Origin of the sequence: Streptomyces sp. yr375 (assembly GCF_900110755.1) — a bacterium.
Classification (GTDB): domain Bacteria; phylum Actinomycetota; class Actinomycetes; order Streptomycetales; family Streptomycetaceae; genus Streptomyces.
Genome location: NZ_FOFF01000020.1, coordinates 116547 through 143518, shown reverse-complemented (window position 1 = coordinate 143518; position 26972 = coordinate 116547). Strand labels below are relative to the sequence as shown.

At 73.8% G+C, this 26972-nt stretch carries 23 protein-coding genes; 12 read left to right on the top strand and 11 right to left on the bottom strand.

Annotated features, from left to right (window positions below; all coding sequences use genetic code 11):
- Positions 1 to 126: 126 nt before the first annotated feature.
- Entirely contained in the window at positions 127 to 1590 is a 1464-nt protein-coding gene (locus tag BMZ82_RS21095; protein WP_093778019.1) for an MFS transporter, read from the bottom strand.
- A gap of 143 nt (positions 1591 to 1733) precedes the next feature.
- On the opposite strand from BMZ82_RS21095, the gene BMZ82_RS21090 reads away from it, so the two are divergent.
- Together BMZ82_RS21090 and BMZ82_RS21085 are read left to right on the top strand one after the other, a co-directional pair.
- A complete protein-coding gene (locus BMZ82_RS21090) occupies positions 1734 to 4007 on the top strand; it encodes a glycoside hydrolase family 3 C-terminal domain-containing protein (protein WP_093778017.1) in 2274 nt (757 codons plus the stop codon).
- Entirely contained in the window at positions 4004 to 5062 is a 1059-nt protein-coding gene (locus BMZ82_RS21085; protein WP_218159040.1) for an alpha/beta hydrolase, read from the top strand. The genes BMZ82_RS21090 and BMZ82_RS21085 overlap by 4 nt, the downstream gene beginning before the upstream one ends.
- 58 nt (positions 5063 to 5120) lie before the next feature.
- Here the strand turns inward: BMZ82_RS21085 and BMZ82_RS21080 are convergent, their stop codons facing one another.
- Positions 5121 to 5600: an NUDIX hydrolase gene (locus tag BMZ82_RS21080; protein WP_093778015.1), complete on the bottom strand. Its 480-nt coding sequence runs from the start codon at positions 5598 to 5600 to the stop codon at positions 5121 to 5123.
- Positions 5601 to 5706: 106 nt separating this feature from the next.
- Entirely contained in the window at positions 5707 to 7320 is a 1614-nt protein-coding gene (lnt, locus tag BMZ82_RS21075; RefSeq protein ID WP_093778013.1) for an apolipoprotein N-acyltransferase, read from the bottom strand.
- A gap of 357 nt (positions 7321 to 7677) precedes the next feature.
- Between lnt and BMZ82_RS21070 the strand changes: the two genes are divergently transcribed.
- Positions 7678 to 8718: an O-antigen ligase family protein gene (locus tag BMZ82_RS21070; RefSeq protein ID WP_093778011.1), complete on the top strand. Its 1041-nt coding sequence runs from the start codon at positions 7678 to 7680 to the stop codon at positions 8716 to 8718.
- Between the two features lie 2 nt (positions 8719 to 8720).
- On the opposite strand, the gene BMZ82_RS21065 is transcribed toward BMZ82_RS21070, so the two are convergent.
- Positions 8721 to 9281: a hypothetical protein gene (locus BMZ82_RS21065; RefSeq protein WP_093778009.1), complete on the bottom strand. Its 561-nt coding sequence runs from the start codon at positions 9279 to 9281 to the stop codon at positions 8721 to 8723.
- 105 nt (positions 9282 to 9386) lie between these two features.
- Positions 9387 to 10172, bottom strand: a complete 786-nt coding sequence (locus tag BMZ82_RS21060; protein WP_093778007.1) for a glutamate racemase — start codon at positions 10170 to 10172, stop codon at positions 9387 to 9389.
- A 39-nt stretch (positions 10173 to 10211) separates the two neighbouring features.
- Between BMZ82_RS21060 and BMZ82_RS21055 the strand changes: the two genes are divergently transcribed.
- On the top strand, positions 10212 to 11405 hold the full coding sequence (locus BMZ82_RS21055; RefSeq protein ID WP_093778005.1) for a glycosyltransferase: 1194 nt from the start codon (positions 10212 to 10214) through the stop codon (positions 11403 to 11405).
- A 27-nt stretch (positions 11406 to 11432) separates the two neighbouring features.
- Here BMZ82_RS21055 and BMZ82_RS21050 read toward each other — a convergent pair whose 3' ends face one another.
- Positions 11433 to 12677, bottom strand: a complete 1245-nt coding sequence (locus tag BMZ82_RS21050; protein ID WP_093778048.1) for a TerD family protein — start codon at positions 12675 to 12677, stop codon at positions 11433 to 11435.
- Positions 12678 to 12939: 262 nt separating this feature from the next.
- Here BMZ82_RS21050 and BMZ82_RS21045 point away from each other — a divergent pair, with 262 nt between their 5' ends.
- The 4 genes from BMZ82_RS21045 (at position 12940) to BMZ82_RS21030 (ending at position 17496) form a co-directional block, all read left to right on the top strand.
- Positions 12940 to 13368: a DUF6643 family protein gene (locus BMZ82_RS21045; protein WP_093778003.1), complete on the top strand. Its 429-nt coding sequence runs from the start codon at positions 12940 to 12942 to the stop codon at positions 13366 to 13368.
- 40 nt (positions 13369 to 13408) lie between these two features.
- Positions 13409 to 14230 (top strand): MOSC domain-containing protein, encoded by an 822-nt coding sequence (locus BMZ82_RS21040; protein ID WP_093778046.1) that lies wholly within the window; start codon positions 13409 to 13411, stop codon positions 14228 to 14230.
- Between the two features lie 101 nt (positions 14231 to 14331).
- On the top strand, positions 14332 to 14937 hold the full coding sequence (locus BMZ82_RS21035; RefSeq protein ID WP_093778001.1) for an Rv1733c family protein: 606 nt from the start codon (positions 14332 to 14334) through the stop codon (positions 14935 to 14937).
- A 108-nt stretch (positions 14938 to 15045) separates the two neighbouring features.
- On the top strand, positions 15046 to 17496 hold the full coding sequence (locus BMZ82_RS21030) for a right-handed parallel beta-helix repeat-containing protein (RefSeq protein WP_177244582.1): 2451 nt from the start codon (positions 15046 to 15048) through the stop codon (positions 17494 to 17496).
- 7 nt (positions 17497 to 17503) lie between these two features.
- Here the strand turns inward: BMZ82_RS21030 and BMZ82_RS21025 are convergent, their stop codons facing one another.
- Positions 17504 to 19885 (bottom strand): hypothetical protein, encoded by a 2382-nt coding sequence (locus tag BMZ82_RS21025; RefSeq protein ID WP_371271271.1) that lies wholly within the window; start codon positions 19883 to 19885, stop codon positions 17504 to 17506.
- A gap of 231 nt (positions 19886 to 20116) precedes the next feature.
- Here BMZ82_RS21025 and BMZ82_RS21020 point away from each other — a divergent pair, with 231 nt between their 5' ends.
- Together BMZ82_RS21020 and BMZ82_RS21015 are read left to right on the top strand one after the other, a co-directional pair.
- Complete coding sequence (locus BMZ82_RS21020) at positions 20117 to 20965, top strand: DeoR/GlpR family DNA-binding transcription regulator (protein WP_093777995.1); 849 nt, start codon at positions 20117 to 20119, stop codon at positions 20963 to 20965.
- Positions 20966 to 21019: 54 nt separating this feature from the next.
- Positions 21020 to 21490: an SRPBCC family protein gene (locus tag BMZ82_RS21015; protein WP_093777993.1), complete on the top strand. Its 471-nt coding sequence runs from the start codon at positions 21020 to 21022 to the stop codon at positions 21488 to 21490.
- A 43-nt stretch (positions 21491 to 21533) separates the two neighbouring features.
- On the opposite strand, the gene BMZ82_RS21010 is transcribed toward BMZ82_RS21015, so the two are convergent.
- Positions 21534 to 22658, bottom strand: coding sequence for an L-cysteine desulfhydrase Cds1 (locus BMZ82_RS21010; RefSeq protein ID WP_093777991.1), 1125 nt, complete (start codon positions 22656 to 22658; stop codon positions 21534 to 21536).
- 400 nt (positions 22659 to 23058) lie between these two features.
- Here BMZ82_RS21010 and BMZ82_RS21005 point away from each other — a divergent pair, with 400 nt between their 5' ends.
- Positions 23059 to 23382 (top strand): hypothetical protein, encoded by a 324-nt coding sequence (locus tag BMZ82_RS21005; RefSeq protein ID WP_093777989.1) that lies wholly within the window; start codon positions 23059 to 23061, stop codon positions 23380 to 23382.
- A 312-nt stretch (positions 23383 to 23694) separates the two neighbouring features.
- Positions 23695 to 24234, top strand: coding sequence for an ATP-binding protein (locus BMZ82_RS21000; protein WP_177244581.1), 540 nt, complete (start codon positions 23695 to 23697; stop codon positions 24232 to 24234).
- A 95-nt stretch (positions 24235 to 24329) separates the two neighbouring features.
- On the opposite strand, the gene BMZ82_RS20995 is transcribed toward BMZ82_RS21000, so the two are convergent.
- The 3 genes from BMZ82_RS20995 to BMZ82_RS20985 all read right to left on the bottom strand — a co-directional run bounded on the left by BMZ82_RS20995 (position 24330) and on the right by BMZ82_RS20985 (position 26971).
- Positions 24330 to 24623, bottom strand: coding sequence for an SHOCT domain-containing protein (locus tag BMZ82_RS20995; RefSeq protein ID WP_093777987.1), 294 nt, complete (start codon positions 24621 to 24623; stop codon positions 24330 to 24332).
- A gap of 180 nt (positions 24624 to 24803) precedes the next feature.
- Positions 24804 to 25688 (bottom strand): NAD(P)-dependent oxidoreductase, encoded by an 885-nt coding sequence (locus BMZ82_RS20990; RefSeq protein ID WP_093777985.1) that lies wholly within the window; start codon positions 25686 to 25688, stop codon positions 24804 to 24806.
- Positions 25689 to 25726: 38 nt separating this feature from the next.
- Positions 25727 to 26971 (bottom strand): ROK family protein, encoded by a 1245-nt coding sequence (locus BMZ82_RS20985; protein ID WP_093777983.1) that lies wholly within the window; start codon positions 26969 to 26971, stop codon positions 25727 to 25729.
- Between the last annotated feature and the right edge of the window lies 1 nt (position 26972).

Here is a 26972-nt window from a genome sequence, read left to right as displayed (position 1 = left end):
CAAGACGCTCGACTGGGATACCCCAGCCGAGCGTCTACGTGATCTACTCACCACCTGAAACCAGGTGGTGTTGCGACGACCCCTTGAACCCAAGATCCGAGGGGCCTTCGGCCGTGCGCGGGCAGGTCAGGCGGCCTGGCCGGTCTCCGCCTCGTCGAGGCGCTTGCCCTTGGGGATGAGCAGGACCATCAGGGCGGCGACGCCGACCGCGCAGGCGAACAGCAGGAACCCGTTGGTGTAGCCGTCGTCGCCGTAGAACTCGGTGCCGTTCAGGACCTTGCCGTCCTTGGCCAGGACCACGAAGGCGACCTGCATGAGCAGCCCCTGCACGACACCCTGCACCATGCCCTGGGCGCCGTTGGCCAGGGCCTGTTCCTCCGGCTCCACCGACTCGATGATCATGACGGGGATCATGGAGACGACCATGCCCATCCCCACCGCGCCGAACACGCCGACCGCCATGAACTGGGCGACGCTGTGGTGGAACTGGGAGGTGAGGCCGATCCCGACGGCCACCAGTCCGCCGCCGACGGCCAGCAGCAGCCGTGAGTCGAAGCGCCGGGCGAGCGCCCCGGTGGCCACCGCGCCCCCGATCACCAGGATGCTGCCGGGCGCGGCGACCAGCGCCGCCTTCGTCGCGCTCCAGCCCAGGCCGCCGGAGACACCCGGGATGTTCGGCATGAGGGTGAGCAGGTTCGTCACGACGCCCCCGGCGTAGATCGCGCCCGAGACGAGGCCCGTCGCCAGGAACGTCGTCCACACCCGGCGACGCCCCAGCAGGGAGATGGGGAACATGGGGTGGGCGACCTTGCCCTCGACCACCAGGAAGGCGATCACGGCCACGATCCCGGCGCCGATGACGCCCAGCGTGCGGCCACTGGTCCAGCCCCAGCCCGCGCCTTCGCCGATGCCGTAGACGACGGCCGTGAGACCGCCGCCCAGCAGGAAGCCGCCGGCCCAGTCCATGCGGGTGCGCTCCTCGCGCACCGGGCTCTCGGGCACGAAGACCAGCAGCAGCACCAGGCTCAGCGCGGTGGCCGCCGCCATGAACCACAGCGCGGTACGGAAGCCGTGGTCGTCGAGGAGCCAGCCGGACAGGAACGGCCCGCCCAGCGCGACCAGGCCGACGCCGCCGCCGAGGAGTCCGCTGGCCGGACCGACCAGCCGGCGCGGGAACACATCGCGGGCCAGCGCGTAGGTCAGCGCCCCCGCCGCTCCGTAGAAGCCGGCCAGCGCCCGCCCGACCAGCAGCGTCTCGTAGTTCGTCGCGACCGCGGCGAGCACGTCGCCGACCAGGCCGAACGAGGTGATGACGACCATCACGCGCCGCTTGCCGTACATCGCGGCGGCCTTCACCACGAAGGGCGTGGCGAAGACGCCGCCCAGCAGCCCGACCTGGCTGAACCAGGAGATCTTGGTGGTCTGGAAGTGGATGGCGATCGCGGACTGGGCGTTCCCGGAGATCAGGCCGATCAGTCCGTTCAACTGACACGCCCAGAGCAGCGCGATCAGGATCAGCGCGTACCGCGCGCCGAAGCCGGACCTCCCGGCCTCCCTCTCCGTGTGCTGTGACTCGACGTTGAGCGACATACGGCACCCCGGCTTCCTCGTACGGGCAGAGCGCTTGTACTGACTGCGCGCAGGCTAGCTCTTAATTTTTTCGAGTGATAGATTTTTGACACGGAAAGATTTCGGCCGCCAGCAAGGCCCGCTCCGCCGAAGGGATTTCACCCATGCAGCAGTCCGACCCCGCCGCTCTCCCCCTGGAGAAGAAGGCGTCCCTGCTCTCGGGAGGGGACTTCTGGTCCACCCGGGCGCTCGACGAGGCGGGAGTCCCCGCGGTGGTCCTGACCGACGGCCCGCACGGCGTCCGCCGCCAGCGGGCCGGCGCCGATCACCTCGGCTTCCACGCGAGTGAACCGGCCACCTGCTTCCCCCCGGCCGTCGCCGTCGGGTCCAGTTGGGACACCGAGGTCGCTGCCCGGGTCGGCGCGGCGCTGGGCCGGGAGGCCCGCGCGCTGGGCGTCGGCGTCCTGCTGGGCCCCGGAGTGAACATCAAGCGGTCCCCGCTGTGCGGGCGCAACTTCGAGTACTACTCCGAGGACCCGCTCCTGTCCGGCGTGCTGGGCGCGGCGTTCGTACGGGCCCTCCAGGCGCAGGGCGTGGGCGCGACGGTCAAGCACTTCGCGGCCAACAACCAGGAGACGAACCGGATGCGGGTCAGCGCCGACGTCGACGAACGCACCCTGCGCGAGATCTACCTGCCGGCGTTCGAGCGCGTCGTCACCGAGGCCCGCCCGGCGGCGGTCATGGCCGCCTACAACCGCCTCAACGGCGTCCCGGCCTCGCAGCACAGCCGGCTGCTCACCGACATACTGCGCGCGGAGTGGGGTTTCGAAGGCGTGGTCGTCTCGGACTGGGGCGCAGTCGGCGACCGCGTCGCCGCCCTGGCCGCCGGGCTCGACCTGCAGATGCCCGGCCCGGACACCGCGAACGACGCGGCGATCGTACGAGCGGTCCACGACGGCGTCCTGGCCGAGGCCGTCGTCGACGCGAGCGTACGACGCGTGGCCGAACTCGCCGCGACGGCCCACGCGGCGGCAGCCGGCCCGGCCGGGGCGACCGACGCGAGCGAGGCGGCCGGGACTGTCGGGGCGGTCGGAGACGCGCTCGCCGCTGAACACCACGCGCTGGCACGTGAGTTGGCCGCCGACTGTGTCGTGCTGTTGAAGAACGAGGGCAACGCCCTGCCGCTCGTGGAAGGTTCACGGGTCGCCGTCGTCGGCGAGTTCGCCGTCGACCCGCAGTTCCAGGGTGGTGGCAGCTCGCTCGTCAACGCCCCTTGTGTCGACACCCCGTTGGCGGCGCTCCGGGCACTCGGCCACACCGTCACCTACGCGGCCGGGTGCACGCAGGACCAAGCGCTGGATCCGGAGGCGTTGCGCGAGGAGGCCGTGCGGGTCGCCCGGGAGGCCGAGGTCGCGGTGGTCTTCGTCGGACTGCGCGGCGAGACCGAGGGAAGTGACCGCGAGGACCTCGAACTTCCCGCCGAACAGGTGGAGTTGGTGCGCGCGGTGGCCGCCGTCGCCGCGCGTACCGTGGTCGTCGTCTCGGCCGGCGGGGTGGTGTCCCTGGAGGGCTGGCACGACGACGCCGACGCGATCGTGGCGGGCTGGCTGCTCGGCCAGGCGGCGGGCGGCGCCCTCTCGGACGTACTGTCCGGCGTCGTCAACCCGTCCGGCCGCCTGGCCGAGAGCATCCCGCTCCGCCTGGCGGACAACCCCAGTTACCTCACCTTCCCCGGTGAGGCGGGCCATGTCCGGTACGGCGAGGGCGTGATGGTCGGCTACCGCCACTACGAGACCGTCGGCCGCGCCGTCCGCTACCCCTTCGGACACGGGCTGAGCTACACCACGTTCAGCACCGGGGAGTTGGCCGTCGACGTCACCGGCGACGACACCGCCACGGTCCGGGTCACGGTCACCAACACCGGTGACCGGGCCGGTAAGCACGTCGTCCAGGTGTACGTGGCCACCGCCGCCGGACCGGTACGGCGTCCCGCCCGTGAACTGCGCGCGTTCACCAAGCTCGCCCTACTCCCCGGAGAGTCCCGTACCGTCGAACTCCCCCTGGACCGGCGCGCGTTCGCCTACTACGACGTCGAGCAGAGCCGTTGGGCGGTCGCGCCGGGCTCGTACACGGTCCAGATCGGCGAGAGCGCCGGCCGTGTCGTCGCCGAACAGACCGTCACCCTCACCGGCGACACCACCGCCGTCGCCCTGTCCCTCGACTCCGCACTCGGCGACTGGCTCGCCCACCCGGTCGCCGGGCCGCTGCTCCAACAGGCGCTCAGCGCCGGGGCGACCGAGGAACAGCGCCGGGGGTCGGAGGCCAACGGCGACCTCATCCACATGATCGCGTCCATCCCGGCCCGCCAGTTCCTGCACTTTCCCGGCATCACCCTCTCCACCGACGACCTGACCCGGATCCTGGAGACCACCCGATGACCGACCACTCGATGGCCGACGCCCCCGCCCCGCGCCCCGACGTCCCGTGCGGCGCGTCGACGAATGACGCTCGCCCCGGCCTTCATCTGCCGGCGCGCCACATCCCCGTACCCACGTCGGTGAGCGAGGAGGCCCAGGCCGTCCTCGCGCGCGGGGTACCGGTGCCGACCACGCCGTATCCGCAGCTCGACGATCTCGACGGCTGGCGGGCGCTGAGCGCCGCCACGGACGAGGCGGTGCGGGGGATGGTCGGCGACACGCTGGCCCGTCTCGACGCCGAGGTCGAGGTCAAGCAGCTCGACCTGGACGGCTTCCCGGTCCATGTGATCACTCCGGCGGGCCTCCCGCCCGACGACCGCCGGGTCTACCTGGAGATCCACGGCGGCGCGTGGATCTCGGGGAAAGGGGAGGTCTGCCGCGCCAGGGGCATCCTGACCTCGGTGTCGACGGGCGCGCGGGTGTGGGCGGTCGACTACCGGATGCCGCCGGACCACCGTTACCCGGTGGCGCTCGACGACTGCCTGGCCGCCTACCGGGCGCTGCTGGGTGAGCACCGGCCCGAGGAGATCGTCGTCGGCGGGAGTTCGGCGGGCGGCAACCTGGCGGCCGCGCTGCTGCTGCGGGCCCGCGACGAGGGCCTGCCGCTCCCCGCCGCGCTGGTCCTGAGCACCCCGGCCACCGACCTCACCGGGGCCGGCGACAGCCTGCGGACCAACCTCGGCCTCGACTCCGTACTGAGCGCCGACCTGATGCCGGCCATCCGCCTCTACGCCGCCGGCCACGACCTGCGCGACCCCGGTCTCTCCCCGCTCTTCGGCGACCTCGCCAGGGGATTCCCCCCGACCATCCTCACCACCGGCACCCGTGACCTGCTGCTGTCGGACACGGTCCGGATGCACCGGGCGCTGCGCGCGGCCGGGATCGAGGCGGAACTGCACGTCTTCGAGGCGGCCGGCCACGGCATGTTCCTCGGCGGCACCCCGGAGGACCGCGACAAGGCCCGCGAGATCCGCCGGTTCATCGACGAACACTGGGCGCGCGGCCGACGCCGGTAGGACCGCAGCCGGTAGGACCGCAGGACGTCCGGGACGACGTACAGTCACCGCCCCCGCGTTACTCGGTCGTCGCGGTCTCGAACCACGTGGGCTCGTCGGAGAGGGCCTGCTTGATGCGGAAGAGCTGCCGTTCCTGCATCGGCGGCAGGGCGTCCAGGGCGAACCAGCCCACGGCGACGGACTCGTCGTCGTTGACCCGCGCCTCGCCGCCGACGGCCCGGCAGCGGAAGGTGACGTCCATGAACTGGCACTTGTCGCCGTTCGGAAACTCCATCCGGCTCCCGGCGCGGATCAGGACGACGCGCTCGGGGACGCAGTGCACGCCCGCCTCCTCGTACACCTCGCGCACGGCGCAGTCCGCCGGCTGCTCGCCCGGGTCCGGGATGCCCGAGATCACGCACCACTGATGGTTGTCCGCGCGCTGGCCGAGCAGCACACGCCCCTCGTCGTCGAAGACGACGGCGCTGACGCCGGGGAGCCAGAGCAGTTGGTGGCCTGCGGAGGCCCGGATCTCGGTGATGAAGTCAGGAGTCGGCATGGACCCGACCCTATCCAGTCGGCCGTGTCCGGACACGACCTGACCGGACACGACCTGCCCGGACAAGGCCTGACCGGGCGGGACTTGTCGTGCGGAGGCGGGCCGGTCAGTTCGTCGTGGTCCGTCGGCGGGCCCGCGCCCCCGCGCCGATCGCCCATCCCAGGCCGCCCGCGGCGACGAACACGAGGGCGATCTCGGGCAGGATGCCGAGCTTCGTCGCGGGCGTCTCCGAGGAGCGCAGGGGCACCTTCTGCACCAGCGAGTCGGCGACGAACATGCGGGTCTTCTGGCTGATCCTGCCGTCCGGCATGATGATCGCGCTGACGCCGCTGGTCACGGGCACCGTGACGGTACGGCTGTGCTCGACCGCGCGGACGCGGGACATGGCGAGTTGCTGGTAGGTCATCTCGCTGCGGTCGAAGGTGGCGTTGTTGCTGGGCACGGAGATCACCTGCGCGCCGTGGGTGACCGTGTCCCGCACGGCCCAGTCGAAGGCCGCCTCGTAGCAGGTGGCGAGGCCGATCTTGGCGCCGTCCATGTCGAAGACGCCCGGCTTGCTGCCCCGGCTGAAGTCCTGGCGGACCATGGAGGTCCAGTTCCCGTTGATGGCGCCGATGAGCGAGCGCATCGGGAGGTACTCGCCGAACGGCTGGACCTGCCGCTTGTCGTACGTCTGGGTGGGTCCCTTCACCGGGTCCCACAGGATCTGCTCGTTGTAGAGCTTGCCGCCGCGCTCCACGACCCCGCCGACCGAGATGGGCACGCCGATCGCCTTGGCCGCGCCGTCGATGACGACGGCCGCGTCGGCGTAGGCGAAGGGGTCGATGTCGGAGGAGTTCTCGGGCCACAGCACGAAGTCGGGCCGGGCGACCTTGCCCGCCTTGACCTCGGCGGCCAGGCGCTCCGTCTCGCGCGCGTGGTAGTCGAGGACGGCCCGGCGCTGGGCGTTGAACTCCAGGCCGAGGCGCGGGACGTTGCCCTGGATGAGGGCGACCGTCGCGGTGCCGTCCTGCGCCTTGTCGCTCACCAGCGTGCGGGCGGCCACCGCCGCGACGACCGGAACGGCCACGCTGAGCAGCGCCACGGCGGCGGCCGTCCGGCGCAGCTCACCCGTGCGCCTGCGCTCCTGTACGAGGCGTACGACCTCGTACAGGCCGAAGCCGCACAGGACGACCGCGAAGCCGAGGACGGGGGTGCCGCCCAGTGCGGCGAGGGGCAGGAAGACGCCGTCCGCCTGGCCGAAGGCGATCTTGCCCCAGGGGAAGCCGCCGAAGGGCGCACGCGCGCGTGCCGCCTCGCCTGCGATCCAGAGGGCCGCCGCCCACACCGGCCAGGCCGGCAGCTTCGACACGGCGGCGACGCCCACGCCGACCAGCCCGACGAAGACCGCCTCGATGGCCACCAGAGCCAGCCAGGGCACCGGGCCGACCTCGACGCCGGTCCACACCAGGAGCGGCAGCAGGAAACCCAGCCCGAAGAGGTAGCCGAGACCGAAGGCCGCCTTCCAGCTCCGGCCACGCAGCACCCAGCCGAAGACGGCGAAGGCCGGCAGCGCCAGCCACCACAGGGTGCGCGGCGGGAAACTGACGTAGAGCAGCACTCCGGAGAGCGCCGCTGCGGCGGCCGGGACGAGGCGCAGGAGCCGGGAGCCGCGCGAGGCCTGCGCGGTCTGGGGCTCCGCCTGGTCCGGCTGGCCCACGGGAGGTGCGGTGACGGTCACTCCGGGAGTGTACGGCGGGTGAGGTTTTGGCCGACAGCGCGGTCGACCGACCGTACGGTGCCCCGGGCACCCTCGGGGCACCTTCAGCACCCGCGATCCGGCGCACAACCCGGCGCAAGTCATCCACAAACCGTCCATCAGCCGTTACGGTGAGCCAGGGCCCTGGTCGCGCACGCGTTCGGGTCCGGCACGGTTCGGTCGGGTCCGTCACGGTCGGGGGGCGACCGGGTTCGGGGGGACGGGGTGGGTTCCACGGGGATGACGTCTGCGGGCGGCACGGGCGCATACAGAGAAGACGGGGACTGGGAAGACGGACACGGGGACGGAGAAAGGCGAAACGTTTCCGATGCGGCGGGCATGGCCGTGTTCGGGGCCTGCGCCGTCTGGTCCCTGGTCACCGCCGCCGTGCACGGCGGACGCCCCGAGGGCGTCCTGCTCGCGGTGCTGGCGCTGGCCGCCGGGTACGCGGCGGGGCGGATCTTCGGGGTGCTGCTGCCGGTCTCCGCGCCCTGCGCCGGGGCGCTGGCCGGGCTCGCCCTGGCGGTGGCCCTGCCCCGGCTCGCCCCGGGGCCCGAGACGGTCGCGCCGCTGGGGCACGCCGGTGCCACCGTCGCGCTGCTGACCCTGTCGGCCGGTGCCGCGTGCTGCGCCGCCTGGGCCACGCCCGTGCCCGCGCTGCGGTGGGCGCTGTGGCTGCTCGCCGGGGTGATCGCGGTCGCCGGGGCGCTCCTCGGATCGACCATGGCGGTGCTGACCTGTTGCGCCGTGCTGCTGTGCGCCCTGGCCGCCGGCCGGATGCGCCGCCGGGGCCCGGGCCTGGTGGCTCTGGCCGGTGTCGCCCTCCTGGTGACGGGCCTGACCTGGGCGGTCGCCGGGGGCGCGCTGCCCGGCCGCGTAGCCGGCGCGCTGCGGGACGGGCTGACGCCGCACCGGGTCGACCTGTGGCAGGACGCCCTGGGCATGGCCCACGACGAGGCCGGACTCGGCGTGGGCCCCGGGCGCTTCGGGGAGCTGAGCACGACGGCGGCGCAGTCGACGCTGCCCGACGGCAAGCCCCATTCGGCGCCCCTGCAACTGGCGGCGGAGCAGGGCGTCGTGGGTGTGCTGCTGCTCGCGGCGGCCTTCTGCTGGGTGCTGTTCGCCCTGTGGCGCGCGCCGCGCCCCACACCGGTCGTCCTCACGGCGGGTGCCGCGCTCACGGCCCTCGCCGGCGTCGCCGCGATCGGCAACGCGCTGAGCTTCACCACGGTGTCGGTCGGCGCGGGCCTGCTGGCGGGCCTGGCCACGGCCCGACCGCTCACCGAGGAACCCGCGCCACCCGAGTCACCCGAGGCGCTGCCCGCGTCCGCGTCGGAGTTCGAGCGGGACCTGCGCCACGACGACCATCCGGCCGCCTGACGTCAGCGCGCCGCGTCCGGCGTGTCCGCCCGCAGCCGGGCCCTGATGACGCGTACGGCCGACTCCGCGTCGTCCACGGTGATCGTGAACGTGTGACCGTCCCAGAGCCGCAGCACCACGCCCTCGCCACGGCGGACGACGACGGCGGTGCCCTTCTCCGGCCGCCAGCGATAGCCCCAGCCGCCCCAGTGGCGCGGGGTGACGAGCGGTTCGAAGTCGGCGCCGGCGACATGGGCCAGCGGGATGCGGCGGCGCGGCAGGCCGATGTGCCCGCAGCGCACTTCGAGGGAGTCCTTGTCGAGCCTCAGGTCGACGTGGACGAAGGCGAGGGTGCCGAAGAGGACCAGCAGCCCGGCGGCGATACAGCCGACGACGGCCATGACGAGGGGGGCGACGCCGGACGTCCACGCGGAGTCGATGGCGAGTTTGATGCCGAGCGCCATACAGGCGGCGCCGACGAGCGCGAGCAGCCACTGGAACCGGTTGGTGGCGCGCCCGGTCCAGACGTCGGGATGCGGGACGTCGGGAAGCGGAGTGCTCTCGTCGTGGGCGTGGTCCCTCATACGCATGAGGTTACTCAGCTTTCGCTGCGCCGGTAGCGCGTAGCGCAGGGTCACTGCTCCGCCCGGGCGGCGGACGCTCCCCGGGCCGGCGGCGCTACCGGTCGGTCACTGCGCGGGGCTGACGGCCTGCAGCAGGCGGCCTTCCGCGTAGGCCAGCGCGGGCGTCGGCAGCGCGCCTTGGCGGCCGCTGAGGAGAACGGTCACGGTACCGAGGGGCGTCGCCTCGGGCGCGGGGCGTACGCCGATCCGGCGCAGCGCCTGCGCGGCGACGGCCCCGGCCGAACCGTGCAGGACGAGCGGCGGACGCCCGGGGCGCTGCACGGCGGCGCGGATGCGGTCGGCGACCAGTTCGTAATGGGTGCAGCCCAGGACGACGGTCGTTACCTCTTCGGGGGTGAGGGCGGCGGCCGCGGCGACCGCGGTGTCGATCGCCGTCTCGTCCGCGTGCTCCACGGCCTCGGCCAGGCCCCAGCAGGGCACCTCGGTGACCGGGACGCCGTCGGCGAAGTCCTGGATCAGGCCCCGCTGGTAGGGGCTGCCGGTGGTGGCGGGCGTGGCCCAGATCGCGACGGGGCCGCCGCCGGCCGCGGCCGGTTTGATCGCGGGCACGGTGCCGATCACCGGGATGCCGGGTTCGAGGCGGGCGCGCAGGGCGGGCAGGGCGTGCACGGTCGCCGTGTTGCAGCCGACGATGAGGGCCTCGGGCCGGTGCGCGGCGGCGGCCTCGGCGACGGCCACGGCACGCTCGGTGAGGTCCTGCGGGGTGCGCGGGCCCCAGGGCATGCCGTCGGGGTCGAGGGAGAGCACGAGATCGGCGTCGGGTCGCAGGCGCCGTACCGCGGCGGTGGCCGCCAGCAGACCGATTCCGGAGTCCATGAGCGCGATCTTCACCCGGCCACGATAGACGATGTGCTCTTGAGGCCCGGTCGGGTGGGGCAGACTGCGCGCGTGAGCGCCGTCGGGTGGATCGCCGCCCTGTCCCTGTCCGCCTGGCTGTGGCTGCTGCTCTGTCAGGGCTTCTTCTGGCGCACGGATGTGCGGCTGCCGGCCCGTGCGGAGCCGGAGCGGTGGCCGTCGGTCTGTGTCGTCGTCCCCGCGCGCGACGAGGCGGCGGTGCTGCCCGCGAGCCTGCCCTCGCTGCTCGCGCAGGACTATCCGGGGCGGGCCGAGATCTTCCTCGTCGACGACGGCAGCTCCGACGGCACGGGCGACCTGGCGCGCGCGCTCGCCCGCCGCCTCGGCGGGCTCCCGCTGACCGTGGACGCGCCGGGCGAGCCGCCCGCGGGCTGGACCGGGAAGCTGTGGGCGGTCCGGCACGGCATCGCGCTGGCACGCGCGCGTGAGCCCGAGTACCTCCTCCTGACGGACGCCGACATCGCGCACGCGCCCGACAGCCTGCGGGAGCTGGTGGCGGCGGCGCGTACCGGGGGCTTCGACGTCGTCTCCCTGATGGCCCGGCTGCGGGTGGAGAGCCGGTGGGAGCGGCTGGTGGTGCCGGCCTTCGTCTACTTCTTCGCGCAGCTCTACCCCTTCCGCCGGATCGGCCGGCGCGGGGCGCGCACGGCGGCCGCGGCGGGCGGCTGCGTCCTGCTGCGCGCCGAGGCGGCCGAGCGGGCGCGGATCCCGGACGCCATCCGGCACGCCGTCATCGACGACGTGGCGCTCGCGCGGGCCGTGCGGGGCGCGGGCGGTCGCGTCTGGCTGGGGCTGGCCGACCGCGTGGACAGCGTGCGCCCCTACCCGAGGCTGCACGACCTGTGGCGGATGGTGTCGCGCAGCGCCTACGCGCAACTGCGCCACAACCCGCTCCTGCTGGCCGGCACGGTGCTGGGCCTCGCCCTGGTGTACCTCGTGCCGCCGCTCGCGCTCCTCGCCGGGCTCGCCGTCGGCGACGCGGCCACGGCGGCGCTCGGTGGTCTGGCGTGGCTGGTGATGGCGGGGACGTACGTCCCGATGCTGCGCTACTACGGTCTGCCGCCGCGGCTCGCTCCGCTGCTGCCGTTCACCGCGTTCCTCTACCTGCTGATGACGGTCGACTCCGCCGTCCAGCACTACCGGGGGCGCGGCGCGGCCTGGAAGGGCCGCACCTACGCCCGTCCGGACGCGGTGCCCGACGAGGGCTGAGCCCCGGTCGGGAACGGCTGCTTGGGGCTACTTGCGGCCCGGCGTCCAGTTCATGCCCCACCCGTAGGCGTGGTCGACGGTCCGCTGCGGGCTCACTCCGCGCGCGGGCACCAGGTAGCGGGCCTCGCGCTGGACGACGAGGTCGCCGCCGTGGTTGGTGATCAGGGCGAGCGCGCACACCGTCGACGGGACGGTGCACTCGTCGAGGGAGAAGTCGATCGGGACGCCGAACTGCGGTCGCAGCGTGACCGTGGCGTGCAGGTCGGCGAAGGAACGGGCGCCCTCGTAGATGGTCACGAAGACGAGGATGCGCCGCAGGTCGTTCCGGCGGTCAAGGTTGACCGTCAGGTTCTCGCCGCTCGCCTGCGCGCCGGTGCGGTCGTCGCCGTCGAGGTGGATGTACGGCGGCTGGTGCAGGGCGCCGAAGGCGTTGCCGAGGGCCTGGACCACGCCCTTGCGGCCGTCGGTGAGTTCGTACAGGGCGCACAGGTCGAGGTCGAGGTCGTTGTGCAGGGCCGTCGCCCGCCCGAGTTTGCTGCCCCACCCCGAGAACTGCTTGCGGGTCTGCCAGTTGAGGTTGACGTGCAGGGCGCCCGAGGTGCCGCCCTGCTTGGTCAGGGACACCGACGGGGCGGCCTTGGTGAGCGTCACCTTGGTGAGCCGGACCGGCGCGGCGGGCGGGGCCGCCGGCGGGGGCGGGGGCGGAGTCGACGGGACCTGCGGAGTCGGCGGGGCCGGGGCGGCCGGCCGCTGCGGTTCGTCCACCGTGATCCCGAAGTCGGTGGCCAGGCCCTCGAGTCCGCTGCCGTAGCCCTGGCCCACGGCCCGGAACTTCCAGGCGCCCTGGCGGCGGTAGAACTCCCCCAGCACGAAGGCCGTCTCGACCGTGGCGCCGGTGCTGTCGAACCGCGCCACGACGGTGCCCTGTGCCGCGTCCCGCACCTCGATGTAGAGGTCCGGGACCTGGCCGAAAAAGCCGCCGTCCGTCGAGGCGGCCAGGACGACGGTCTCGATCGCGGGCTCCACGCGCGCGAGGTCGACGAGAAGGGTGTCGGTCACCCGGCCCCCGACATCGTTCTTGCCCTCGTGGCGGACGGCTCCGGAGGCATGCGCCGGCTGGTTGTAGAACACGAAGTCGGCGTCGGAACGGACCTTTCCGCCGACGAGCAGCAGCGCCGACGCGTCCGTGTCCGGGACGCCCGGTCCCGAGCGCCGGCCCAGTTCGACCCGCAGTGCCGTGGTCGGCACCGGAGCATTCGACCCCTTGGCCATGGACATGTGCACGCCCCCATCGGTTGGCTGTCCGACAAACCTATTGCGCGGGACGGCGAACGCCCATCAGGAGCACGGGATCAGCACCGGCCGACCGGCCGGTTACCCACTCGGAACTCGGCCTTTACACGATCTTCAGGGCGTTTGCCGTCCCATTTTCCACCCTTCGCTCGCATTGGGGATCCGAGGTCACTGCCGACACGGAAATCAACCCTCTTATCGGTCTCCCCAACCAGCACATCGTGGGCTTAACTTATGTGCCATGACCTCCCCCCGCTCCACCTATGGCGGCGGCTACTACGCCTCCTTCCCGGACACTCCGATCTACGACTCGCTCGTGGCCGAGCGGGGCACCCCGCAGATCGCCCCGATCCGGGTCCCCGCGGCGTACGACATGGGCGGCGGCAACCTGCCCGCGCTGCCGTCGGCGCTGCCCGCCCTCCCGGCGGGCCCGTCGCAGGCGCCCTACGGGTACCCGCAGGCGCAGCAGCCCGCGCCGCTGCAGCAGGCCCCGGCGGCGTACATCCCGCAGCAGGCCGCGCCGCGCGGCTATCCCGGGCCCCAGGCGCAGCAGCCGCGCCCGGCCGGTCCCGGCACGGGGTACGAGGCGATGCGCCCCGCCGCGCCCCGACCCGCCGCACCCCAGTACCAGGATCCGTACAACCAGCAGCAGTACCGGGGCGGCTACTGACCGACCCGGGGTGGTCGCCGCCGCCTGGCAGGATGACCTCATGGGGAACACGGAGCTGCTGTCGATTCACGTCCATCCGGTCAAGGCGTTGCGGGGTCAGGCGCCCCGGGAGGCCGTCGTGGAGCCCTGGGGGCTGGCCGGTGACCGGCGCTGGGCGTTGATCGACGACGGGGGAAAGGTCGTCACGCAACGCCAGTTTCCGCGCCTCGCGCTGGCCGCCGCCAAGCTGCTGCCCGGCGGCGTCCGGCTGTCCGCGCCCGGCCTCGAGCCGCTGACCGTGCGGGTGCCCGAGCCGGTGGGCACGGTGTCGCTGGAGATCTTCCGCGACAAGGTGGAGGGGGTCCTCGCCGACGACGCCGCGCACGACTGGTGCAGCGCCCATGTCGGCGCCGACGTGCGGCTGGTGCACATGGACGACCCGGCGACGCGCAGGCCCGTCGACCCGGAGTACGCGCTGCCCGGCGAGACCGTCTCCTTCGCCGACGGATTTCCGCTGCTGGTCACCACGACCGCGTCCCTCGACGCCCTCAACTCCCTGATCGCGCAGGGCGGGAAGGCCGCGGAGGGGCCACTGCCGATGGACCGTTTCCGGCCGAACCTGGTCGTGGCGGGCGCCGACCCGTGGGCCGAGGACGGCTGGTCGCGCCTGGCCGTCGGCGAGGTCGAGTTCCGTGTCGCCAAGCCGTGCGGCCGGTGTGTCGTGACCACCACCGACCAGGCCACCGCCGCCCGCGGCAAGGAGCCCCTGGCCACCCTCGCCCGGCACCGGCGCATGGACGGCAGACTGGTCTTCGGACAGAACCTGGTGCCCCTCTCCCGGGGCACGGTCAGAGTCGGCGATCCGGTGCGCGTCGTCGCCTGATTTCGGCCGCGCCGCGAGGCAGGGCGATCGGTGGGAACCCCCGCCCGGTCCCGGAGCGTTGGGACGGTGTGAGCGGAAGGGGCCGGGAAGGGGGTGCGGGTGTGCGAGCGATCGGCGGGATCTGGCGCTGGCGGCACAATCCGCTGCGTCGGGGTACGGATCTGGCCGAGGCCTGGGTGGCGCTGTCGGCGCTGCTCCTGGTCCTCTTCGTGGCGCCCGTGGCGGGCTTGGTGATCGGCACGGTCGCGCAGGGCGTCCTGCAGCAGGCGGTCCGCGAGCAGCGCGGGACCCGCCACGAGGTCACGGCCACCGTGGTGCGCGAGGTGCCCGGCTCGCCGCTGGACCTGGACCCGGAGACGGCCACCGGCCGAGAAACACGCACCAGGGTCGTCGCGGACTGGACCGCGCCGGACGGCACGGCACAGCACGGCACGGTCCTGGCCGGCCTCGAAGTCCCGCACGGCGGCGACCACTTCGCGATATGGACGGACGGCCACGGCCGGCCGGCGGCCCGCCCGCTGGACTCCGTCACGGCCACGACGCACGCCGTGCTCGCCGGCTTCGGCGCGGCCCTGCTCACCGCGGGCGCGGTCGAGGGCGGCCGGCGGCTGATCGTCTGGCGCATGGTCCGCCGCCGGTACGCCCGCCTGGACCGGGCCTGGGACCGGGTGGGCCCGGACTGGGGCCGCACCGGCACCGGCTGCTGACGGCCTTTCGGCTCTGGTCAACCCACCACCCGCGCGCACGCTACGGTGGTCCGGCCGAAGCATTTCGGCATCAACCCGCGTACCACGAGGTGGGGGCACGACAACGCCATGGCACAGGGCACGGTCCAGGTGACGCACACCGGCACATCGAGGTGGCGGCGCCGCACGGGTGAGTACGCATCGCTCGCCGCCGCCCTGGAGGCCGCGGCCGAGGGGGACGTCCTCACCATCGCTCCCGGCACCTACCGGGAGAACCTCGTGGTGCAGCGGTCGGTGACGCTGCGCGGCCCCGAGGGCTCCCCCGGCTCGGTGCGCCTCGCGCCCCTGGACGGGGTGCCGCTGACCGTGCGCGCCTCGGCGGTGGTGCAGGACCTGCACGTGGAAGGCCAGGACGCGGCCGCGCCCGCGGTGCTCGTCGAAGAAGGCACGCCGGAGCTGCTGGACCTGCGGATCGTCACCCGGTCCGCGGCGGGCATCGAGGTGCGCGGCAGCGCCCGCCCGACGGTGCGGCGGTGCACGGTCGACAACCCGGCGGGCATCGGCATCGCCGTGGTCGACGGCGGCGGCGGAGTCTTCGAGGAGTGCGAGGTCGTCGCGGCCGGTCAGGCCGGCATCCTGGTGCGCGGCGGCGCCCACCCCCGGCTGGAGCGCTGCCGGGTGCACCACACCTCGGGCGCGGGCCTGAGCGCGACCGGCGACAACTCCGCGCTGGAGGCGGTGGGTTGCGAGGTCTACGAGGTGCGGGGCAGCGGTGTGCAGATCACCGCCCGGGCCAGCGCGCACCTCACCGACTGCGACGTGCACCGCACCACCGGCGACGGCGTCACCCTCGACACGGACGCCGTGCTCACCCTGGCCGACTGCCGCATCCACGACATCCCGGAGAACGCGGTCGACCTGCGCTCCCGCTCGGTGCTGACGCTGACCCGCACGACGGTGCGGCAGTTCGGGCGCAACGGGCTGTCGGTGTGGGACCCGGGCACCCGCGTGGACGCCAACCAGTGCGAGATCTTCGACAGCACCGGCGACTACCCGGCGGTCTGGGTCAGCGACGGCGCGACGGCGGTCCTCGACTCCTGCCGGGTGCACGACGTGCCGGACGCCCTGTTCGTCCTGGACCGCGGCTCGCGCGCGGACGTCGTCGACAGCGACCTGTCCCAGGTGCGCAACACGGCCGTGTCGGTGAGCGACGGCGCGACCGCCCAGCTCGACGACTGCCGGATCCGGGACGCGGCGACCGGCGCGTGGTTCCGCGACCACGGCAGCGGCGGCACCCTCAACAACTGCACCGTGGACGGCACGCAGACCGGTGTGATCGTCACCAAGGGCGCCGACCCCACCGTCGAGCGCTGCACGGTCGACTCCCCCGCCGAGGCCGGTTTCTACGTGTCGGCGGGCGGCCGGGGCAGCTTCCTGAACTGCCGGGTGACCAACAGCGGCGGCTACGGCTTCCACGTCATAGACGGCAGCCGTACGACGCTGCGCAAGTGCCGTACGGAGCGCTGCGCGCGCGGCGGGTACGAGTTCGCGGACGCCGGGGCGGACGCCACGGCCGGTTCCGGCCCCCTGGTCGAGGACTGCACGAGCGACGAGAGCGCGGGCGTGCGGACCCCGGGGGCCGTGGCGGCGGCGGAGCCGGTCGTGCAGACGACCGTCCAGTCGTCCGGGCTGCTCGGTGTGATCCCCGAGCAGCGCGTCAGCGTCCCGGAGGAGGCGCAGCCGGCCGACGGCGAGCCGGCGGCGTCGGTGCGGACCTCCAAGGACGTGCTCGGCGAACTGGACACGCTGGTGGGCCTGGAGAGCGTCAAGCGCGAGGTGCGGGCCCTCATCGACATGATCGAGGTGGGCCGGCGCAGGCAGCAGGCCGGGCTCAAGGCCGCGTCCGTCAAGCGCCACCTGGTCTTCACCGGCTCCCCGGGCACCGGCAAGACGACGGTCGCGCGGCTCTACGGCGAGATCCTCGCCGCCCTCGACGTCCTGGAGAAGGGCCACCTCGTCGAGGTGTCCCGGGTCGACCTGGTCGGCGAGCACATCGGGTCGACGGCGATCCGCACCCAGGAGGCCTTCCAACGGGCGCACGGCGGCGTGCTGTTCATCGACGAGGCGTACGCGCTGTCGCCGGAGGACGCGGGGCGGGACTTCGGCAAGGAGGCCATCGACACCCTCGTGAAGCTGATGGAGGACCAGCGGGACGCCGTCGTCGTGATCGTGGCGGGCTACACGGCCGAGATGGAGCGGTTCCTGTCGGTCAACCCCGGTGTGGCGTCCCGTTTCTCACGGACCATCACCTTCGGCGACTACGGCCCCGACGAGCTGCTGCGGATCGTGGAGCAGCAGGCCGAGGAGCACGAGTACCGGCTCGGCCCGGGCACCTCGGACGCCCTGCTGAAGTACTTCACGGAGCTCCCCAAGGGCCCCGCGTTCGGCAACGGGCGTACCGCGCGGCAGACGTTCGAGGCGATGGTCGAGCGGCACGCGAGCCGGGTCGCGCAGGTCGCGGAGCCGGACAAGGACGACCTGACGCTGCTGTACGCGGAGGACCTCCCCGAGCTGCCCTGACCCCCGCTCACGTCCGCTGCACGGGCACCTCCGGTGCGTCTGGTACGGCTGATACGTCTGATACCTGCGGTGCCTCTGGTCGCAGCCGCCTCAGCAGTAGGGCGCGTTCCTGCGCGAACGCCGGGTCGGCCTGGTAGTCGGAGTGGCCCAGGACGGCCGCGGGCAGTGGGTGGTCGTCGGTGCGGCCGTAGGCGAGGGGGTCCGCGAGGGGCTCGCGGTCCACCTGCGGGCCGCAGCCGTCGCCGCAGACGCGTACCGGGCCGCCGATGGGGTCGGTGAGCCGGTACAGGTTGCGCCAGCAGTCGATGTCCTCGTGCAGGGCGGCGAGCGCGGCCGGGCCGAAGTGGGCCGGGAACCAGCGGCCGTAGAGGCGCTCGACCGGGGAGCCGTAGGTGAGCAGGGCGACGCGTCTGCGGTCGGAGGGCTGGAGTTGCCAGGCCGCGGCTGCCGCGAGGACGCTGCCCTGGGAGTGGCCGGAGATCACGAGGCGGCCGCCGGTGGCGCGCGTCCAGGTGGCGATGCGCCAGGTCAGGTCGGGTACGGCGCGCTCGGCGTAGCAGGGCGGGGCGAAGGGGTGCGCGGCGCGCGGCCAGAAGGTGCCGACGTCCCAGAGGATGCCGATCGTGCGCCGCGCGGAGGCGTCCTTGTAGGCGCGCCGGCCCCAGGTGACGAACAGGATGCAGCCGAGCCCGATGAGCCAGGACCCCAGCGCCTGCGCGGTCTGGGCGGCCCCGTGCACGAACGGCTGGGCCGTTTCCGCGGCCCGGACCGGGGTCTTCCCGGTGCCGAACGCGCCGACGATCGCGCCCGCGCCCAGGACCAGGGTCGCGACGGCGGTGACGGCGACGAGCAGGGGTGCGCGGTCGGTGAGCGTGGCCATCGCGCGGGCGCGGGCGATACGGCGGGTGCGGGCCGGGTCGCCGGGCGCCACCCCGTACTCCCGGAGCACGTTCTCCTGCTCGGCCCGGGTCAGCAGCAGGGTCCGCCGCCCGAGCACCCCGCACAGCGCCAGCAGGACGGCGATCAGCACGGGGATCGCGGACGCCTGCCAGGTCAGCAGCACGGGCGGTCCGGCGAGGTAGGTCCCGGTGCCGTCCAGCCAGTCCGACACCCGCTGCGACACACCGCCCGACATCACCCCGCCCAGCGCGCAGGCCAGCAGCGCCACCGCGGGCCCGCCGAGCCCGCCCACCGCGCACCGCTCCTCCTCAGCGGGGCAGCGGTGCGGGGCGCGGGCGACGACCGCCAGGGCGATGACCAGGGCGCCCTGGACGAGGGCGAGGGTGCCGAAGGTGGCGTCGCCCGGGAGGCGGCCGGTGGAGTGCCAGCCGGGGCGGTCCCAGCCGGCGTACAGCAGCGTGAGGGCGAGGAGGACGAGGGCGGCCAGGGGGAGGCGGTGGACGAGGTGGGCGTCCACCCGGCGGTCCAGGCGGCGTTCGCTGCGGCCCCGGCGGCACACCACCCACACCGTGGCCAGCGCGCCCGCGACGAGCGACGCCTCCAGCAGCCGGCCGAGCCCGTCGAGGAGGGCGGAGCCGCCGGGTCTGCGGTCCTCACGTACGGCCGCCGTGCCGACCGCCGCGGCCACCGTCAGCAGCCCGGCCGCCGTGTGCGCCGCGCGCAGGCGGGCGACCAGGCGGCGCCCGTACCAGAAGCCGGGCCGGCCGAGCGCGGTGTGGGCGGGGCCGGTCTCGGGCTCGGGCGTGGGATCGAGGGGTTCCTGTGACTCGTACGCCCGCCAGGTGCGGTGGGAGAGGTACCAGAGGAGGCCGGTGAGGGCGGTCGGGACCAGGGCCGCGAGGGCGAGGCGGCGGCCGGGCGTGCTCCACCAGCCGCCGTTCGAGACGGTCGGCGAGAGGAAGCCGAGCCAGGAGTGGCGGTCGGCGCACGCGGGTGTGCCCGCGCACTGCCAGGCCGTCAGGTCGAGGGCGACCTCGCAGGCCGCGGCGACGAGCAGCACCGTCAGGCTGAGCGCCGCGAGCCGCACCAGCAGCCCGTAGAGACGCACCGCGCGGACGCGTTCGCGGGCGGCGGGCCGCATCCAGTGGGCGAGGTTGACGACCATGAACGGCAGCAGCAACAGCCACAGGGCGCGGGTGCCGTTCCCGGAGGTGAGGTTGGACCAGACGTAGGCCTCGGGCACCGGGGCGTCGCGGCCCCGGTCGTGGCCCGGCCCTGTGTCGGCGGTGACGTCGTCGGCGCGCCGGAAGACGGCCGCCGTCTCGTCGCCGGTGATCCGCACCGTGCGCGGATCGTTCAGCATCTTCTCGGGCGTGGCGCCACCCACGCCGTGCACCAGGAGTTCCAGGGCCGTTCGGTCCGCGGAGACACGTTCCACTGTTCGCACTTCCCCCGTGACACGCCTTCGACTTTGTGTCCGTGCGGGCATAAGGATCGCCGTTTCGCAGGCGTGATACACCTCCCGTCACAGAATCTCCCCGGACCGTGGGGCACACTGCGGTGCCGCCCGCTACCGGCAGGCACCCGTCGGGGTGGTGGTCCGGCGGTGGGCGGGCCGTGCGAGGATGGGGCGCCCGCAGCCCGGAGTCGGCGAGAACGTCCTCGTCGGAGCAGGTGAGCGGGCCTGTCGGACGGTGTGAGGGAAAGGACCGGAGCGTACGTGAGCGAGAATCAGAACCTCCTCGCGGAGCAGCGCCGCGCCCTGATCCTGGACGAGGTACGGCGTCGCGGCGGCGTCCGGGTCAACGAACTGACCCGCAAGCTCGGCGTGTCGGACATGACGGTGCGCCGCGATCTCGACGCGCTGGCGCGCCAGGGTGTCCTGGAGAAGGTGCACGGCGGCGCGGTGCCGGTGGTGGAGGCGAGCACCCACGAGCCGGGCTTCGAGGCGAAGTCGGGCCTGGAGCTGACCGCCAAGGAGGACATCGCGAAGGCCGCGGCGCGGCTGGTCCCCCCGGGCAGCGCGATCGCGCTGTCGGGCGGTACGACGACGTACGCGCTGGCGCATCACCTGGTGGACGTGTCGGACCTGACCGTGGTGACCAACTCGGTGCGGGTGGCCGACGTCTTCCACCTGGCGCAGCGCACCGCCGGCCCGCGGCAGGGCGCCGCCACGGTCGTGCTGACCGGCGGGGTGCGCACGCCGTCGGACTCGCTGGTGGGCCCGGTCGCCGACCAGGCCATCGCGGCGCTCCACTTCGACGTGCTGTTCCTCGGTGTGCACGGGATATCGGCCGAGGCCGGTCTGTCGACGCCGAACCTCGCGGAGGCCGAGACCAACCGGCGCCTGGTGCAGTCGGCGCGGCGGGTCGTGGTGGTCGCGGACCACACCAAGTGGGGTGTGGTGGGCCTGAGTTCGTTCGCGGCGCTGGAGCAGGTCGACACGCTGGTGACGGACGCGGGGCTGCCGGTCGAGGCCCGCGCGGAGATCTCCGAGCACCTGCGGCGGCTGGTGGTCGCGGGTGAGGCGGAGGCGTCGGGCGAGCCCGTCGAGGGTGCAGACATCTGACCGGCCGGCGGCTAGGGTGGCGCCCCGTTTCCTCGTGCTGAGGAGGTAGCGCGCATGGCTCACCGACTGCGGCCCGAAGGGCTGGACTTCGTCGGGACCGCTCCGCTGCGACTGGTCTTCGCGCGGGAGGTCGCCGCCTCCCCCGAGCAGGTGTTCCGCGCCCTCGCCGAGGACGTGTCCGGCTGGTCCGAGTGGTTTCCCGCCGTGTCCTCCATCGAGCCCCTCGACGACGGCGCGGGGCGCGACGTACGCGTCAAGGGCGGTGTACGGCTGCGCGAGACGGTCCTCGTGGCGAAGGCGCCGGAGGTGTACGCCTACCGCGTGGACGTCGCCAACGCGCCGGGGCTGCGGGCGCTGGTCGAGGAGTGGCGGCTGACGCCGGCCGGGGCGGGGACGCGGGTCCAGTGGACGTTCGCCGCCGACGGCAGCAGGGCGCTGCGGGCGGTCCTGCGGCTGGTGCGGGCGGGTGTGGGGCGGTCCTTCCGGGACGCGGTGACGCGCCTGGACCGCCGGCTCGCTCCGTAGGCGTCAGTCGGTCAAGCCCTTAGGCTCTCAGGCCCTCAGGCCCTCAGGCGGGCCATACGCCTGTGGCGAGCAGTGACTCGATCGCGGCGGTGTAGGGGGCGATGTCCAAGCCCTGTTCGGCGAGCCAGGCGTCGGAGTAGTACTTGTCGAGGTAGCGGTCGCCCGGGTCGCACAGCAGGGTTACCACACTGCCCTGGCGTCCTTCGGCGACCATCTCGGCGACGATCTTGAGCGCGCTCCACAGTCCGGTGCCCGTCGAGCCGCCCGCCTTGCGGCCGATGGCCTGTTCCAGGGCGCGGACGGCGGCGATGCTGGCCGCGTCGGGGACCTTCATCATCCGGTCGACGGCGCCGGGCACGAAGCTCGGTTCCATACGCGGCCGGCCGATGCCCTCGATGCGCGAGCCGCAGTCGCAGGTGACGTCCGGATCGCCGGTGGTCCAGCCCTCGAAGAAGCAGGAGTTCTCCGGGTCGGCGACACAGACGCGGGTGTCGCGCTGGGTGTAGTGGACGTACCGGGCGAGGGTCGCGGAGGTGCCGCCGGTGCCGGCCGTGGCGACGATCCAGGCGGGCTCCGGGAAACGCTCCAACTCCAGTTGGCGGAAGATGGATTCGGCGATGTTGTTGTTCCCACGCCAGTCCGTGGCCCGTTCCGCGTAGGTGAACTGGTCCATGTAGTGGCCCCCGCTGTCCGCCGCGAGGCGGGCCGACTCCTCGTACAGCGTGCGCGAGTCGTCGACGAAGTGGCACTGGCCGCCGTGGAACTCGATCAGGCGGATCTTCTCGGCGCTCGTCGTACGCGGCATCACCGCGATGAAGGGCACGCCGATCAGCTTGGCGAAGTACGCCTCCGACACGGCCGTCGAACCGCTGGACGCCTCGATGACCGGGCGGCCCGGCCGGATCCAGCCGTTGCACAGGCCGTAGAGGAAGAGGGAGCGGGCGAGGCGGTGCTTGAGGCTGCCGGTGGGGTGGGTCGACTCGTCCTTGAGGTAGAGGTCGATGCCCCACTGGTCGGGGAGCGGGAAGCGCAGCAGGTGTGTGTCGGCGGAGCGGTTGGCGTCCGCCTGGACCTTGCGGACGGCTTCTTTCAGCCAGTCGCGGTAGGCGGGGTCGCTGTGGTCGACGTCGAGGGTGGCGCCGGTCCTGGGGGGCTGGGGGGTGGTCACGGGCGAGGGCTCCTTCAGGCTTCGCGCCGACGGTGGTCCGCGCGGCCGACACCTCGATCATAAGCACCTTCCGCACGCTTCTCACCTGCATAAACACACCTTTGGGAGGCTCAAAGGCGGCCCTGGGGAGCGGGCGTGGGCGGGTGGGGGCGCATTCGCGCGAGTGCTCCGGGCGGGTGCGGCCGGGGCGTTCCGGGCACTGGTGCTCGCCGCCGGGCGCGGGCAGACTGCACCGGGTCGGGCACGGGTCCCGGACGGGGTGAACGTTCCGGTCCGGCGGCGGGGCCCGGACGGGGGCGCACACTGGTTCACGAGGACGGGTTCGACAGGACGCGGGCTGGAGCACGCCCCACGCGGGCGCGCGGTCCGGCCCGCCCAGGCGCACAAGGGGGCGGGAGGCATGGCGGAGCCGGAGTTCAGGGCCACGGGCGTGCGCATCGGGAAGCGGCTGCGCTCGCTCACCCGGGCCGGTCAGGTCCGGATCAGCGACGGCAGGCTGGAGTTGCTGACCAGCTACGGCAGCGAGATCGACAGCGCGCCCGTGCAGGCGGTCCGCGCCTCGAAACCCTGGTTCGCCCCGGAGGACCGGGCGCAGGCCGACGTCAACGGCACGCGGTACCTGCTCACGCTGGGCGACCACGATCCGGCGCCGGGCGAGCCGGGGCCGCCCGCGGCGCGCCGCTTCATCGAGGCCGTGCGCAAAGCGGCGGGGCGCGGCGGCTGAGCCTGCGCCGAGGGCGGCAGCGGGGCGACACTGACCGACACAGACACAGCACGGGGGCGGCACAAGGCTGCCCGCGTGGGGCTGCGCGGGGCGACACAGAGCGCCACCGGGGCCCCGACTCCGTGGCCGGAACGCCGCGAGTTGCGGCACCGCGGCCCCTGGGTCACTCTGGTCTCACGTCACTCTGGGTTTACCGGCGATAACGCTGCGAACCAGCCCCGCCGGCCACGACAGCAGGCGGCCGCCTTGCGCAGACGCTCTGCTCGATCCGAACTCCGTGTTCTTCCGGACCTCAGTCGGGGAGTCGCAGCCGTGATCACCAACCCAAACAGGCACTGCGCGGTGGAGCTTCAGGCCCTGCCGTCGCGGATCGGCCAGGTCCGCAGAATCGTATCGGCGCAGTTGCGCTACTGGCATATGGATCCGCTCATAGACCGGGCCGCGCTCGGCGTGACGGAGCTGTTGACCAACGTCCACCTGCACGCCCAGCCCGACAAGGTGTGCGTCGTGGAGATGGAGCTGCTGCTCGACCGGCTCACCGTCTCGGTGCGCGACCACGACCCGCGGCTGCCGGTCGTGGGCGAGCTGAAGGACGCCGCGGCCCTCGCCACCTGTGGGCGCGGACTCGCCATGGTGGCCGCGGTGAGCGAGAGTTGGGGCGCCCGGCCGGACGGCGAGTCCGGCAAGGTCGTGTGGTTCACGCTGCCGGCGCCCGTCGCCGCGCGCGAACTGTCGGCGCGTCCACCGCGTCGCACGCCCCGCGAGCAGGTCGCGCCCCGGTTCGCGGAGGTCGTCTGCGTCGACGACCTGCGGCCCGCCCATGCTCCCGCCCGGTCGGCCGTCCTCGGCTGACCGGGCGGTGACCTCACCCCCGGGCGTACGTCAGTCAGGCGTACGTCATTCCGTGGCGACGGCCCGCGTCGCGGAGGTCGCGGGAGTCTCGGTGCTCATGCCGGACCGCCGCCCTTGCCCATGCGGCCGAACTGCTCGTCCAGGACGGACAGTCGGCGCCAGTACTCGTCCTCGTCGATCTCGCCGGAGGCGAAGCGGCGGCCGAGGACCGCGAGGGGCGCGTCGCCGGTGGGGCGGGGGTCGGCTGCCGGGTGCCAGGGGCCGCGGCGGCCGCGCCAGACGGTGCGGCGCAGGAGCGTGACGGCGCCGATCACCACGGCCGCCCAGATCAGCGGGAGGAACAGGATCCACGGGCCGGGTCCGCCGTCCCAGTTCGCCAGGGTGTTCATCTCGGGTCATCTCCTCGGTGAGACCTTCGGTGGGTCTTCGTTCGATGTCTCGAGAGTCCCGCCGGGAGGGGGTCAGGGTCGTCGTACGGCCAGCGGCAGTGCGTGTACCGCGCGGGGAGTACGCGCGCGGCGATCGGCTGCTTCCGCAGGCCGCCGCCGGCGCGGTCCTCCAGCGTGGGATCAGGCGTTCTTGTCGAAGCTCGCGAAGTAGGCGGCGGCCATGTCCTCGTCGCCGTGGCCCTGCGCGGCGGCCCGTTCCAGGCGGTCGGCGCTGGCGGCCGCGACGTCCAGGCGGACGCCGTTCGCGCGGCCCGCCTCGACGATCAGACGCGCGTCCTTCGCGGCCGTCGTCACCGCGAACTGGGCGGGCGAGAGCCGGTCGTCGAGGATCAGGCCGGTCTTCGCCCGCAGGTAGGCCATGTCGAGCGGGCCGCCCGCGATCAGTTCGAGGAACGCGTTCGGGTCGACGTCCAGGGACTGCGCCAGGGCGAGGGCCTCGCCGGCCGCGGCGGTGGCCGCGATGACCCAGCAATTGGCCACCAGTTTCAGCCGGGTGGCGCTGCCCGCGCCGCCGTCCTCGCCGGTCCACACCGTCCGCGCGCCGACGGCGTCCAGGACGGGCGCCACCGCGTCCCGGCCCGCCGGCGGGCCCGCCGCCAGCACGGTCAGTTGACCGGCCTCGGCGGGCTGCCGGGTGCCGAGCACCGGCGCGTCGAAGAAGACCAGGTCGTGGGCGCGGGCGAAGGCGGCCAGGTCGCCGAGGGCCTCGATCCCGGCGGTCGTCGACTGCACCCAGGCCGCGCCGGCCCGCAGCGCGGGAGCGGCCTCGCGCATGACGTCCAGGGCGGCCGGGCCGTCATGGAGCATGGTCAGGACGACGTCCGCGCCGTCGACCGCCTCGGCGGGGGTGTCGACGACCCGCACACCGTCCGCGGTGAGCGGCTCGGCCTTGGCGCGGGTGCGGTTCCAGGCGCGCACGGTGTGTCCGGCACGGGCGAGGTTGCGGGCCATCGCCGCGCCCATGATGCCGGTGCCCAGGACGCTCACGGTCAGTTGCTCTGTCATGCCGTCAACCTACGCGGACGCCTCCCCGGGCGTCGGTCTCACACGGCGCCCAGCGCCGCCAGCGGATCGTCGAAGACCGGCTGCCAGGCCAGCTCGGCCGCGCCGACCAGGCTGTTGTGGTCGAGGGAGCAGGCGAGGATGGGGACGCCGCCGCTGCGGCCCCACAGGCTGCGGTCGGTGACGACGGCGCGGAGGCGGTCGGGGTCGGCGTCGAGGAGGGTGCGGTGCAGGCCGCCGAGGATGATGCGGTCCGGGTTGAGGATGTTCACCAGGCCCGCCAGGCCCAGACCGAGCCGGTCGATGAGGGTGTCGGCGGCGGCGCGGACGACCGGGTCGCCGTACTCCTCGCGGATCAGTTCGTTGGCCTGCTGGAGCAGGGAGCCCTCGGGGCCCGGCGCGCGGCCGGCCGCGGTGAGCAGGGCGAGCGGGTCGGCCTCGACGTCGAGGCAGCCCCGGCTGCCGCAGTGGCAGGGGCCGCCCTCGGGGTTGACGGTGAGGTGACCGACTTCGAGCGCGAGGCCCGAACTGCCCGTGTGCAGACGGCCGTCCAGCACCAGCGCGCCGCCGACGCCCCGGTGTCCGGTGGCCACGCACAGCAGGTCGCGGGCGCCGCGTCCGGCGCCGTGCCGGTGTTCGGCGAGGGCGGCGAGGTTGACGTCGTTGGCGGCGAACGCGGGGCCGGTGAGACCGGCGGCGCGGATCCGCTCGGCGAAGATCTCCCGCACGGGCGCCCCCGCCGGCCACGCCAGGTGCAGGGGGTTCAGCGCGCGTCCCTCGGGTTCGGTGACCGCGGAGGGTACGGCGAGCCCGGCGCCGACGCAGCGCCGACCCGTCTGGCGGAGCAGTTCCGCGCCGGCGTCGACGGCGGCGCCGAGCACCTTGGCGGGGTCGGCGTCGACGGTCTCGCAACTGGGCGTGGTGGCGACGATCCGCCCGCCGAGGCCGACCAGCGCGGCCCGGAACCCGTCGGCGTGGACCTGGGCGGCGAGGGCGACCGGGCCCTCCTCGGTGAGGGCGAGCCGGTGCGAGGGGCGGCCCTGCGAACCGGCGGCGGCGCCGGGCCGCGCGTCCACCCGGATCAGGCCCAGTGCCGCGAGTTCGGCGGCCACCGCGCCGGCCGTCGCACGGGTGACGCCGAGTTCGGCGGTGAGTACCGCGCGGGTGGGCGCGCGGCCGGTGTGCACGAGCTCCAACGCGGGGCCGAGCGCACCGCGCCCCCGGTCCAACCGCGCCCTCGAGGTGGTCCCTTCCCCCGCCGGCCGGGGGTCCGCCTTGCCGCTCATG